Here is a 12,607-nt window from a genome sequence, read left to right on the forward strand (position 1 = left end):
GGTCAAAGAAGTACACCTCAATCCTGACGTGTCGATCAACGAAGCAACAATGCCGGCGTCGAATATGCCAGCGTTTAAAAAGGCGGCTTAGCGGCTGCTGACACGACAACTAGCTTGACAACCATCGGATGTCAGACCTGACCCCAGCAAAATGTCCGAATGTCAGACCTGACCCCAGCGAGTGGTGGGCAGCGAAGCGTGCCGGACGTACAATACCGTCTTTCTTTTATCAAATCAGGATCGATCATGTCCGTTTACCAAAAACTCGAAGAACTCAACATCACCCTGGCGCCGCCGGCAGCGCCCGTCGCCGCGTATGTGATGTATGTGCAAACCGGTAACTTGATCTTTCTGTCGGGACATATCGCCAAGAACCCGGACGGCACACCGAACGTCGGCCAGCTGGGCAAGAACAAGACCACCGAAGAAGGCAAGCAGGCCGCGCGCACCATCGCCATCGACCTGGTCGGCACGCTGCAGGAAGCCGTCGGCGGCGACCTGACCCGCGTCACGCGCATCGTCAAGCTGATGAGCCTGGTGAACTCGACGCCCGACTACACCGAACACCACCTGGTCACCAACGGCGCCTCCGAGCTGCTCGGCGAACTCTTCGGCGACGCCGGCAAGCACGCCCGCTCGGCTTTCGGCGTGGCGCAGGTGCCGCGCGGCGCCTGCGTCGAGATTGAAATGATCGTCGAAGTGGCGTAAGCGCCGCTTCCCTACCCATCCCGGACGGCGCTTATCCAGCGCTTTCCTTCGACGAGGCGGCCTACCCGGTTGCTTTATAATGGCCCAGCACCCGCGCGGCCCTTTCCTTCTGTGAGACCAGCATGAAAATTGAAAATCCAAACCCGATCACCTGGCACTTCGCCGACCGCGCCGCGGCCATGCAGAGTTCCTTCATCCGCGAGATCCTGAAGGTGACCCAGCGTCCGGACATCATCTCGTTCGCCGGCGGCCTGCCGTCGGCCGACACCTTCCCGGTCGAGAAGATGAAGAGCGCGTTCGACAAGGTGCTCACCGAAAGCGGTCGCGTGGCGCTGCAGTACGGCCCGACCGACGGCTTCCCGCCGCTGCGCGAATGGATCGCCAATTCGCTCTCCACCGAAGGCTGCACCATCGCTCCCGAACAGGTGTTGATGACCTCCGGCTCGCAGCAGGCGCTCGACCTGATCGGCAAGGTGCTGATCGACGAAGGCAGCCGCGTGCTGGTCGAAACGCCGAGCTACCTCGGCGCACTGCAGGCGTTCTCTGTGTACCGCCCGGAATTCGCCTCGGTCGCCACCGACGAGCATGGCCTGGTGCCAAGCTCGATCGACGCCGTCGTCGAGGGCGCGCGCATGCTGTACGCGCTGCCGAACTTCCAGAACCCGACCGGCCGCAGCCTGTCCGTCGAGCGCCGCCAGGAACTGGTTGAAACGTGCGCCCGCCACAACCTGCCGCTGATCGAGGACGATCCGTACGGTGCGCTCAGCTACAAGGGTGAGCCTTACCCGAAAATGCTGAACATGAATCCGGACGGCGTCATTTATATGGGCTCGTTCTCCAAGGTGCTCACGCCAGGCATCCGCCTCGGCTACGTGGTCGCCCCGCTGCCGCTGGTGCGCCGCCTCGAGCTGGCCAAGCAGGCGGCCGACCTGCACACCTCGCAGCTGACCCAGATGGTGGTGCACGAAGTGATCAAGGACGGCTTCCTGCAAGAGCACATCCCGACCATCCGCAATCTGTACGCCAAGCAGTGCCAGGCCATGCTCGACGCGATGAAGGAACACTTCCCATCGAACGTCAGCTGGACCAAGCCGGAAGGCGGCATGTTCATCTGGGTGCAGCTGCCGAAGCACATCGACGCGATGAAACTGCTCGACCAGGCGCTGGCCGCCAAGGTCGCCTTCGTGCCGGGCGCGCCGTTCTACGCCAACAAGCCGGAGATGAACACCTTGCGCCTGTCGTTCGTGACCGTCTCGCCGGCGCGCATCCAGGAAGGCATCGCCATCCTCGGCAAGCTGATCGCGGCGTTCAAGTAAGCGTGCCAATTTGCGCAAAGTAAGCGCAAATTAAGCGCCAAGTAAGCTTCAAACACGAGAAGTACACATGCGTTCCCGGCGCCGCCGGGGACGCACCTCAGCAACCATCCGTCAACCCATCGTTGTAATCGGCGGTTGCGTAGCTACAACAGCAAAGACTAACCTATGAGCAACAATTCTTACCTGAAAAGATTACTTAAGGGTATGATTTTGTCGCATGAGCTATTTCGCTTCACCCACCTTGTCGCCTCCCCGTGCGCCCGCCATCCTGATCGTCGACGACGCTGCCGCCAGCCTTGGCGTGCTGCGCACGATGATGAGCAAGCAGGGATACCAGACCTTCGTCGCCACCTCCGGCGAGCGCGCATTGTCGCTGGCGCAGCGGGTCCAGCCTGACCTGATTTTGCTCGATGTCGTCATGCCCGGCATGGACGGCCTTGAAACGTGCCGCCAGCTCAAAGGCGACGCCCACACCCAGAACATCCCCGTCATTTTCATGAGCGCCAAATCCGACACCGACGACATCGTCGCCGGCTTCGACATCGGCGCCGCCGACTACATCGGCAAGCCGCTGCGCATGGCCGAAGTGTGCGCCCGCGTGCGCGCCCAGCTGCAGATGCGCTGCACCAGCGCCGCCCAGAAGGAACAGGCCGACCGCCTGCGCATGATCGTCGACGCCATGGACGAAGGGCTAATGGTGATCGAGGCGTCCGGGCGCATCCAGTACAGCAACCCGGCGTGCGAACGCTATCTCGGCTACGGCGCCGACGAACTGGCCGGCCACACGCTGCCCGAACTGCTCGGCGCCGCGCTGGCGCAGGAATACCTCGACTACTTCGCCGCCTGCGCCGCCGATCCGGCCGCGGCGCGCCCGGGCGGCGCGCGCGAAGTGCTGATCCGCCACCGCGACGGCGCCCTGCGCGCGATGGACCTGACGCTCACGCCAATGGTCGCCGACGAGCCGCTGTTCATCGGCCTGCTGCACGACATCACCCACCACAAGCGCTCCGAGACGGCGCTGCAGCACGCGGCGATGGTCGACCAGCTGACCCAGATCGCCAACCGCCGCCGCTTCGACAGCTTCCTCGAGCAGGAGTGGCTGCGCGCCATCCGCAGCGGCCAGCCGCTGTCGCTGATCGTGCTCGACGTCGACCACTTCAAGCTGTACAACGACACCCTCGGCCACGCCGCCGGCGACATCTGCCTGCAGCAGGTGGCCGCGGCGCTGCAGTCGCGCGCGCTGCGCACCACCGACCTGGCGGCGCGCTACGGCGGCGAGGAGTTCGTGCTGCTGTTCGCCGAGACGGCGCTGGCAACGGCCACCGCGCTGGCCGAGTCGATCCGCGCGCTGGTCGAATCGCTGAACCTGCCGCATCCGCGTTCGACCACCAGCGACTGGCTCACCGTCAGCATCGGCGTGGCCACCATCGTGCCGACCCAGTTCGACCGCATCGAAGAGTTCTTCGTCGCCGCCGACCGCATGATGTACGCCGCCAAGGACGCCGGCCGCAACCGCGTGATGGCGCCAGGCGCGTCGCAACACTGGTGTCAGGTCTGACATTCGGACATTTCCAACTTCGAAATGTCCGAATGTCAGACCTGACACCGGCCCTTGCAACTTCGAAATGTCCGAATGTCAGACCTGACACCGGCCCTTCACCGGCCCTTGGCCGGCTCGGGCTGCATCGACTTATCGGCGCTATAATGGCCAAGCAACGTCACACACGCTAACCCTGGTACCGCCGTGAACCCACATCTCGACAAGCTGCACCCTTACCCGTTCGAAAAACTGCGCCAGCTGTTCGCCGAAGTCACGCCCAATCCCGATTACCAGCCCATCAGCCTGGGCATGGGCGAGCCGAAGCACCCTACGCCGCCGTTCATCCACAAGGCGCTGACGCACAGCCTGCACGGCCTGGCGAGCTACCCGAGCACGGTCGGCAGCGAGCCGCTGCGCGCCGCGATCGCCGCCTGGCTCGAGCGCCGCTACGGCGTGCCGCCACTTGACGCGGCCAGCCAGGTGCTGCCGGTGAACGGCTCGCGCGAGGCGCTGTTCGCCATCGCCCACTGCGTCATCGATCCGTCCAGGCGCGCGCTGGTGATGTGCCCGAACCCGTTCTATCAAATCTACGAAGGCGCCGCCTACCTGGCCGGCGCCGAGCCGTACTTCGTCAACTCCGACCCGGCGCGCAATTTCGCCTGCGACTACGCCAGCGTGCCGGCCGAAGTGTGGCCGCGCGTGCAGCTGCTGTACCTGTGCTCACCCGGCAACCCGACCGGCGCGATCCTGTCGCTCGACGACTGGAAAACCCTGTTCGCGCTGGCCGACAAGCACGGCTTCGTCATCGCCGCCGACGAGTGCTATTCGGAGATCTATCACGGCAGCACGCCGCCGTTGGGCGCGCTGGAAGCGGCGCACCAGTTAGGCCGCAGCGGCGGCGCGCAACCGTACGCCAACCTGGTGGTGTTTTCCAGCCTGTCGAAGCGCTCCAACGTGCCAGGCATGCGCTCGGGCTTCGTCGCCGGCGACCCGGCCGTCATCAAGAAATTCCTCCTCTACCGCACCTACAGCGGCGGCGCCATGTCGCCGCCGGTGCAGGCAGCGTCGATCGCCGCCTGGGGCGACGAGACCCATGTGCAGGAGAACCGCGCCAAGTACAAGGAGAAGTTCGCGCTGGTGACGCCGCTGCTGCGCGAGGTGCTCGACGTCGAGCTGCCCGACGCCGGTTTCTACCTGTGGGCCGACGTGCGCAAAAGCGGCCTGTCGGACACCGAATTTGCCCGCCGCCTGTATGCCGAATACAATGTCACGGTACTGCCGGGCAGCTACCTGGCGCGCGAGGCGCATGGCGCCAACCCGGGCAAGAACCGCATCCGCATGGCGCTGGTCGCCGAAGTCGACGAGGGGCTCGAAGCGGCCCAGCGCATCGTCCAGTTTTGCCGCGCGCTCAAGTCATCCACACATCCACTACATAAGCAGACATCATGACTCAACAGCTCCAGACCATCATCGACACGGCGTGGGATCAGCGCGCCGAGATCAATCCAGCCAACGGCGCGGCCGAACTGCGCGACGCAGTCGCCCACGTCATCGCCGGCCTGGACGACGGCAGCATGCGCGTGGCGCAAAAAACCGGCGCCGACTGGGTCGTCAACCAGTGGATCAAGAAGGCGGTGCTGCTGTCGTTCCGCCTCGAGAACAACAGCGTGATGGACGCCGGCGACGGCATGCGCTTCTACGACAAGGTGCCGGGCAAGTTCGCCGGCTACAGCGCCGACGATTTTGCCCGTGGCGGCTTTCGCGTGGTGCCGGGCGCGGTCGCCCGCCGCGGCAGCTTCATCGGCAAGAACGTCGTGCTGATGCCGTCGTTCGTCAACATCGGCGCCTACGTCGATGAAGGCACCATGGTCGACGCCTGGGCCACGGTCGGCTCGTGCGCGCAGATCGGCAAGAACGTTCACCTGTCGGGCGGCGTCGGCATCGGCGGCGTGCTCGAACCGATGCAGGCCAACCCCACCATTATCGAAGACAACTGCTTTATCGGCGCGCGCTCGGAAGTGGTCGAAGGCGTCATCGTCGAAGAGAACTCGGTCATCTCGATGGGCGTGTACATCGGCCAGTCGACCAAGATCTACGACCGCGCCACCGGCGAAGTAACGTACGGTCGCATCCCGGCCGGTTCGGTCGTCGTCTCGGGCAACCTGCCGTCCGACGACGGCAAGTACAGCCTGTACTGCGCCGTCATCGTCAAGCGGGTCGACGCCAAGACGCGCGCCAAGACCGGCATCAACGAGCTGCTGCGCGGGATCTGAGCTGGACAACGATATGCACACGGGAGACCAATGATGGCGATGGACCGCTTGTTCCAGCTGATGAAAGAGAAGAACGCGTCGGACATGTTCTTTGCCGTGAATTCGCCGGTGCATATCAAGATCAACGGGAACCTCATCCCGATCAACCAGCAAAAGCTCGAGCCGGACAACATCGAGTCGCTGCTGGCGGAAATCGCCACGCCGGCGCAGATGGAAGAGCTCAGGCGAGACAACGAACTCAATATGGGCATCTCGGTGCCCAACCTGGGGCGCTTCCGCTTGTCGGCGTTTCGCCAGCGTGGCTCGATCTCGGCGGTGTTTCGCTTCGTGCCGGCGAATATCCCGGCGCTGGGCGACCTTGGCCTGCCATCGATCCTGTCCGAACTGATCATGGAAAAGCGCGGCCTGCTGCTGCTGGTGGGCGCCACCGGTTCCGGCAAGTCGACCACGATCGCCTCGATGCTGGACCACCGCAACGAACTGCGCGCCGGCCATATCCTGACGCTGGAAGACCCGATCGAATACCTCTTCAAGAACAAGAAGTCGATCGTCAACCAGCGCGAGATCGGCAGCGACGCGGCCAGCTTCGGGGTGGCGCTGCGCAACTCGATGCGGCAGGCGCCCGACTGCATCCTGATCGGCGAAATCCGCGACAAGGAAACCATGGCGGCGGCGCTGGCGTATGCGCAGTCGGGCCACCTGGTGCTGGCGACGCTGCATGCCAATAACAGCTACAACGCGCTGAACCGCATCATCAGCTTCTACCCGATCGAGAACCGGCCGGCGCTGCTGCAGGACCTGTCGTCGGCGGTGAAGGCAATCGTCTCGCAGCGGCTGGTGCGCTCGAGCGCCGGCGGCATCCGCCAGGCCGCGGTGGAAGTAATGGTCAACACCCGCTACGTGGCCGACCTGATCGAAAAAGGCGAAATCGGCCAGATCAAGGAGGCGATGGAAAAGAGCCTGTCGCCAGGCTCGCAGACGTTCGAGGCGGCGCTGCTGGCACTGGTGCAAAGCGGCCTGGTGTCGCAGGAAGAAGCGCTGGCGAACGCCGATTCGGCGACCAACCTGCTTTGGCTGCTCAACAACGGACCGGAGAGCAAACACGCGCAGCAGGAACCGGAAGCGGCCAAGCCGGCTGACGAAGGCACCTCGTTCACCGAGTTCACCCTCAATACCTGAAGCGCGCAGCCTAAGCCGTCAGCCCCAGTTGGCGGCGCACGTCGCCCACCTTTTCCCCGACCGCCTCGATCGCCCGAGCGAGGCGGTCGCGGCTTACACCAAGTTCTTTCGACCAGTATTCGATCTCCGACTCGACATTGACGTTGATGCGGTCGTAGTCCTGCGGCCCTGGCTCCAGCGGATTGTCGGACATGGCGTTTCCCCTTCATCGTGATTGGACAGGCCGACAATGCCAGCGATTTGGCGCGGCCACAGTTCGATGACGCACTCACCGTTAAGTATCGAACGTTCGTGAACAAGCTCCGGCAGTACTATCTGTTCAGGACAAATACAAACGACGGAGATTAGGCATGGACTCGATCAACAAGAATCAACCGGAAGAAAATCGCAAGGACCTCGCGGGCAAGGAGGCCATCGACAGGCTGAAGGAGATGGTCGAGGACGCCGAGACGTGCTTCTTCTGCACCGCCGACGTTTCGGGCGAAACGGGCGGCACGCGGCCGATGAGCGTGCGCGACGTCGACGACCAGGGCAACCTGTGGTTCCTCAGCGCCTCGGACAGCCACAAGAACGCATCGATCGCCGCCGATCCGGCGGTGCGCCTGTTTTTCCAGGGTTCCAAGCACGCCGTATTCCTCAGCATGAACGGCGCCGCCACCATCACGCGCGACAAGGCGGTCATCAAGAAGCTGTGGGGCTTCGTGCTGAAGACCTGGTTCACCGAAGGCGAGGACGATCCGCGCATCACCGCCATCAAGGTCACGCCGAACGATGCCTACTACTGGGACAACAAGCACGGCAGCGCTGTGGCCGGCGCCAAGATGCTGATCGGCGCCGTAGTCGGCACGACGCTCGACGATTCAATCGAAGGCAAGCTCAAGCCCTAGTCGAACGACGTCGCCGACGAGCTCGTGTACGTTTGGCGGCACTGACCCCGCTGGAATTGCTGGAATTGCGAATTGCACGGTTTTTGCGCACGCCGTACGACTGCCGCGCGCTGCGGCCTGTGCTACGCTATCGCAATGGCGTTCATGCAGGAGCTCGCGATGGCAATCGAACTGGACCACTTCATCGTCTCGTGCCGCAACCGGGGCGCTTCGGCCAAACTGCTTGCCGAACTGCTCGGCGTACCGTGGGAAGAAACCTCGTTCGCCGTGTTCTCGCCGGTCTACATCAACGACGGCCTGACCCTCGATTTCCAGCAGACCGAGGAAGCCTATCCGATCGCCCACTACTGCTTCCGCGTCAGCCAACACGAGTTCGATGCCATCCTCGCGCGCATCCAGGCCGCCGGTATTGCCTATCGCAGCAACGTGCGCGGCCCGGTCGACATGAAAATCAACAAGGACTACGGCGGCGACATGATCTACTGGAACGAGCCGGACGGGCACCAGTGGGAAATCCTGACAGTCAGCTACGCGCGCCAGGCCGGCCCCGCTATCGAAGCGTCCAGGACGAAAAGCTGAACAGAAAACTGCCGTCCGATTGCTGAACCAGGATATCGAGAAACGAATGTTTTTCGCCGTGCCGGCCGCTGGCGGTCGCCGTCGCGTGCACGACCGGCGGAAAGAAGAAGAATTTTCGCGGTCCGATGCGCCGCCTGTCGCGCTCTTTCACGGCAGGCAGCTTGCTGTAGTAGGCGGCGATGGCATCGCGTCCACGCAAAGTCTGCCCGGTCGGCAGCAGAACCGATGCATCTTCGGCATACAACAACGCCAGGCGCATACCGTCGCCAGCCGCGCGCCCCGCATCCCAATCGTCCACCAGTTCTCTGAGCGGTTCCGGTATTTCCATTTCGTCCCCCTTGCTGATCGATTCATCCCTTCCACAGGAAGGAGTGCAAATCCACTGAACCCGAAATCACAGCCACGCCTTCGTCGGCCAGCCTGGCCTGTTGACCGTCGACGAAATCGAGCAGCTTCCCCTGCGCGTTGACGATACGGTGCACCGGCAGCTGCTCCAGCATGTGGCGCCTGATATAGCCCGGCAGCGCACGGATAAAACTCTGGTCGACGCCCATCGCAATCGCCACATCGAGATATCGCACCACTTTGCCGGCCGGGATAGTCAAGACGAAATCGCGAAATTTTTGCGCGGGCGACTCCGGCAGCGCGGCGTACCTGGCGGGGATGATGGTCACCGCGTCGCCGCGTCGAATCTCGCCGCCGCGAACAATGGTGCCCAGCACCCCGCGGCGATTGATCATCGCGCCCAGGTTCGGCACGACCCGCGCGATGCGTTTGCACGGCTCGCAGAACATGGTGAGCCTGATCTCTACCCCGCCATCGGTGACGATCGCCGCACCAGGCCTGAAGTACGCCGCTTCGGCCATCGAAATGACCATATTCTCGAACAGCACGCCGGGCGGCAGCGCCAGCACATCGAGCTCCGACTGCAGCGTGACCAGGATTTGCCGCGGGCTCAGACGATTGGCATGGACGTCGCCGTCGATTCCCAGGCCCGCCTCGCACACGAGCGCACCGCATTCGACCATCGCCTCGCCGCGGCGGGTCTTGATGAATAGCTTATCTACTTTGCCTGCGGCGGAGACAATCATCGATGTTCTTAAAATGAGCCGGAACGCTCACTATACCGCGCGCGCCTGTCAACTGATGCACACCATGCGCACCTGCTTCATGTCGGTGGCGCCGGCCAGCACTTTCTCGATGCCGTCCATTTTCAAAGTCAGCATGCCGTCGTCCAGCGCCGCCGTCAGCAGCTCCGTCACCCGCGCGCGCTCCTGCAGCATGTGCTTGATCCTGCCTGTAGCGATCATCAGTTCGTGCAGGCCGACGCGCCCCTTGTAGCCCCGATTGCATAGCGCGCAGCCAACCGGTTCGTACAAGGTGAAGCGCCCGGCCTCGTCGGCGTAACGCTCGAACCAGGTCTTGCGCGCCATCGCCATCCTCGCCTTGCGCTCCGCCTCCGACGCCGGCGCCGGCCGGATCTCGGCGCAGTACTCGGCCAGCAGGCTGTCGACCTCCGACTCGGACGCCATGTAAGGCCGGCGGCAGTGCGTGCACAGGCGCCGCGCCAGCCGTTGCGCCAGCACGCCAAGCAAGGCGTCGGCGCAGTTGAACGGGTCCATCCCCATGTCGAGCAGGCGCACGATCGACTCGGCGGCGCTGTTGGTATGCAGCGTGGCGAATACCAGGTGCCCGGTCAATGACGCTTCCAGCACGATCGACACGGTCTCCTTGTCGCGCATTTCGCCGACCATGATAATGTCGGGATCGGCGCGCAGGAACGAGCGCATCACGGTGGCGAAATCGAGGCCGATCTTGCGATTGACCTGCACCTGACGCAGCCCTTTCTGGGTAATCTCGACCGGGTCTTCCACGGTCCAGATCTTGGTCTCCGGGGTGTTCAGGTAGCGCAGCACCGAATGCAGCGTGGTGGTCTTGCCCGAGCCGGTCGGCCCGCAGACGAAGAACAGGCCGTGCGGATTGGCGATCAGCCGCTTCAGGCGCGCCAGGTTATGCGGCAGCACGCCGAGCTGTTCGAGCGGGATCGGCTCGCCGGCGGACAGTAACCGCATCACCACGTCTTCGACGCCGCCGGCCGACGGCATCGTCAGCACCCGCAGCTCGATGTCGAGCGGGACGTACTTGCCGAACCTGATCTTGCCGTCCTGCGGCTTGCGGTGTTCGGACGTGTCGAGGTCGCACATGATCTTGATGCGCGCCAGCAGCGCGCTGCGATAGCTCGCCGGCACCTCGGTGTAGGGTTCCAGCGCGCCATCCTTGCGAAAGCGGATCAGCGTCTTGTCGTCGCCGGTGCCCGGCTCGATGTGGATGTCGCTGGCGCCCTGGCGGTACGCATCGAGGATCATCTTGTGGACCAGCCTGACCAGTTCATTGTCGTCGACCGCGCCCGGCTCGGCGCCGTCGTCGCCCTGCCCTTGCGGGCCGGCCAGCAGGGCCTCAAGCGCGGCGCCGTCGGCGTGACCGCCGAAGAACCTGTCGACCGTCAGCTTGAATTCGAGATTGGTCGTCACGCGCAGCGCCAGCCGCGCCTTGGGAAACAGGTTGCGCACCATGCGCGAGTGCGTCACCGCTTCCGGATCGGTCGCCAGAATGACCAGCAGGTCCTGCTCCTGCTCGATGATGAGCCATCGGTTATGTTCGACGAACTCGCGCTTGAGTGTCTTGAGCACGCCGGCCGGCCGGCTGCGCTCGACCCGGAACGGCTCGTAGGGCACGCCGTAGAACCTGGCCAGCGCCGCGCCCAGCACCGGCAGCTTGACGTGGTAGTGCTGGACCAGGACGTTCTCGACGTCGCCGCCGGCGCCGGCCGCGTGGTGCGCCCGTTCAAGCTGCGCCGCGGTCAGCACGGCATCGGCCACCAGGAAATCGTACTTGGAGCGAAAGCCCGGCGCCGGCTTGAGGCGCTTGCGCAAGGCGATCGCCAGCGCGCCGCACACTTCCTTGATGCCTTCCGCGGCGATCGAGCGGAAGTAGCGGCCGGACCGGTTGTTCGACAGCTGCAGCACCCCGAGCAGGGTGTCGCCTTCGGCGTCGATCAGCGGCGCGACCAGCATCTGCCTGGTGCGCCGGCCGCTGCGCAGGTCGGCCTCGCGAGAGAATCGCAGCGGCGGCGCGTGCGACGCCAGTTCAGTGTCGTCATAGACGTCGCGGATGCAGACCGGGCGCCGGTGCAGCGCGACGTAGCCGGCCACGCTGTGGTCCGAGATCGGCATCGCCAGGTCGTGCGCCGCGCCAGGTCCCGTGTGGTGGCGCGGGACGATGGAGCCGTAGTCGCCGCTCACGCCGTACAGCACCATCGACTCGCACTCGAACAGCTCGCAGATGGCGCGCGCCACCTCGGGCAGAAACTGGCCGGCGTCAACGGCGCCGCGAACCCGCCGGCTGAAGTCGAGCACCTCGCCGAAAAACCGCACGCGGCTGTCGCGCCCGTCGGGCCGATCCGGTTTGCTCAGCGTGCTTTGCATGGGCGCGGCCTAGCGCGCCCACGCGGGAAAGTGCAGCCACATGGCGGGACCCTTTTGAGCGACTGAAAATTGCATAGTCGTCAAGTATAGTTCTCAAAGTTCGATAACAGAGCTGAGAACGCCTTGCGATTGCGAACGATCAACGGCGCGCCGGCCGGCCGCCCCGGCGTGTAAAATCTCCGCCAGGGGCGCCCGTATGCTATGCTTTCAGGTTCCCCGCAATTATTGCTGTCCGCTCCCTCCCGGCGCGGCGAGCGCCATCGACCATGAAAACTACGCTGTACGGCATCCCCAACTGCGACACGGTCAAGAAAGCCCGTGTCTGGCTCGCCGCACATGGTCACGACGTCGCTTTCCACGACTTCAAGAAGCAAGGGCTCGAGCGCGCCACCGTCGCCGCCTGGCTCGATCAGCTCGATTGGGAAGTGCTGGTCAACCGCAAGGGAACCACCTGGCGCAAGCTGACCGACGAACAGCGCGCCGCCGTCGTCGACAAGGCCAGCGCGCTCGAGCTGATGCTCGAAGCGCCGTCGGTCATCAAGCGCCCGGTGCTGGCCGGCGCCGGCGCCGGCATCCCTAGTGTGGGCTTCTCCGACGCCATCTACTCCCAGCGGTTCGATAGCCCGGCCTCGCGATGAGC

13 protein-coding genes are annotated in these 12,607 nt (G+C 64.2%); 9 read left to right on the top strand and 4 right to left on the bottom strand.

All coding sequences use genetic code 11. From position 1 onward, the window contains the following. Positions 1–246 precede the first annotated feature (246 nt). The 6 genes from CR105_RS14115 (at position 247) to CR105_RS14140 (ending at position 7,016) form a co-directional block, all read left to right on the top strand. Positions 247–708: a RidA family protein gene (locus CR105_RS14115; RefSeq protein WP_099789105.1), complete on the top strand. Its 462-nt coding sequence runs from the start codon at positions 247–249 to the stop codon at positions 706–708. Between the two features lie 122 nt (positions 709–830). Continuing rightward, complete coding sequence (locus CR105_RS14120; protein WP_099789106.1) at positions 831–2,024, top strand: aminotransferase-like domain-containing protein; 1,194 nt, start codon at positions 831–833, stop codon at positions 2,022–2,024. Positions 2,025–2,241: 217 nt separating this feature from the next. Then, positions 2,242–3,582: a diguanylate cyclase gene (locus tag CR105_RS14125; RefSeq protein WP_099789107.1), complete on the top strand. Its 1,341-nt coding sequence runs from the start codon at positions 2,242–2,244 to the stop codon at positions 3,580–3,582. A gap of 186 nt (positions 3,583–3,768) precedes the next feature. After that, positions 3,769–5,013 (top strand): succinyldiaminopimelate transaminase, encoded by a 1,245-nt coding sequence (gene dapC, locus CR105_RS14130; RefSeq protein ID WP_099789108.1) that lies wholly within the window; start codon positions 3,769–3,771, stop codon positions 5,011–5,013. Continuing rightward, positions 5,010–5,837, top strand: coding sequence for a 2,3,4,5-tetrahydropyridine-2,6-dicarboxylate N-succinyltransferase (dapD, locus tag CR105_RS14135; protein WP_099789109.1), 828 nt, complete (start codon positions 5,010–5,012; stop codon positions 5,835–5,837). The genes dapC and dapD overlap by 4 nt, the downstream gene beginning before the upstream one ends. Positions 5,838–5,870: 33 nt before the next feature. Then, positions 5,871–7,016, top strand: a complete 1,146-nt coding sequence (locus tag CR105_RS14140) for a PilT/PilU family type 4a pilus ATPase (protein WP_099789450.1) — start codon at positions 5,871–5,873, stop codon at positions 7,014–7,016. A gap of 10 nt (positions 7,017–7,026) precedes the next feature. Here the strand turns inward: CR105_RS14140 and CR105_RS14145 are convergent, their stop codons facing one another. Beyond that, positions 7,027–7,209, bottom strand: coding sequence for a DUF3606 domain-containing protein (locus tag CR105_RS14145; protein WP_099789110.1), 183 nt, complete (start codon positions 7,207–7,209; stop codon positions 7,027–7,029). A gap of 157 nt (positions 7,210–7,366) precedes the next feature. Between CR105_RS14145 and CR105_RS14150 the strand changes: the two genes are divergently transcribed. Both CR105_RS14150 and CR105_RS14155 read left to right on the top strand, forming a co-directional pair. Beyond that, positions 7,367–7,903 (top strand): pyridoxamine 5'-phosphate oxidase family protein, encoded by a 537-nt coding sequence (locus CR105_RS14150; protein ID WP_099789111.1) that lies wholly within the window; start codon positions 7,367–7,369, stop codon positions 7,901–7,903. Between the two features lie 159 nt (positions 7,904–8,062). Then, the gene (locus CR105_RS14155) at positions 8,063–8,482 is read left to right on the top strand and encodes a VOC family protein (RefSeq protein WP_099789453.1); all 420 of its coding nucleotides are present in this window, start codon (positions 8,063–8,065) and stop codon (positions 8,480–8,482) included. Here CR105_RS14155 and CR105_RS14160 read toward each other — a convergent pair. Genes CR105_RS14160 through CR105_RS14170 form a run of 3 tightly spaced genes read right to left on the bottom strand, consistent with a single transcriptional unit; the run spans position 8,454 to position 11,967 of the window. Next, complete coding sequence (locus CR105_RS14160) at positions 8,454–8,810, bottom strand: SgcJ/EcaC family oxidoreductase (RefSeq protein WP_131021723.1); 357 nt, start codon at positions 8,808–8,810, stop codon at positions 8,454–8,456. The genes CR105_RS14155 and CR105_RS14160 overlap by 29 nt on opposite strands. A gap of 22 nt (positions 8,811–8,832) precedes the next feature. Next, entirely contained in the window at positions 8,833–9,573 is a 741-nt protein-coding gene (locus CR105_RS14165) for an MGMT family protein (protein ID WP_099789113.1), read from the bottom strand. Between the two features lie 48 nt (positions 9,574–9,621). Further along, positions 9,622–11,967: a GspE/PulE family protein gene (locus CR105_RS14170; RefSeq protein ID WP_099789114.1), complete on the bottom strand. Its 2,346-nt coding sequence runs from the start codon at positions 11,965–11,967 to the stop codon at positions 9,622–9,624. A gap of 266 nt (positions 11,968–12,233) precedes the next feature. Between CR105_RS14170 and CR105_RS14175 the strand changes: the two genes are divergently transcribed. Continuing rightward, the gene (locus tag CR105_RS14175; RefSeq protein ID WP_099789115.1) at positions 12,234–12,605 is read left to right on the top strand and encodes an ArsC family reductase; all 372 of its coding nucleotides are present in this window, start codon (positions 12,234–12,236) and stop codon (positions 12,603–12,605) included. Positions 12,606–12,607 lie beyond the last annotated feature (2 nt).

This window comes from Massilia eurypsychrophila (genome assembly GCF_002760655.1).
In the GTDB taxonomy this organism is placed as follows: Bacteria; Pseudomonadota; Gammaproteobacteria; order Burkholderiales; family Burkholderiaceae_D; genus JAFCUW01.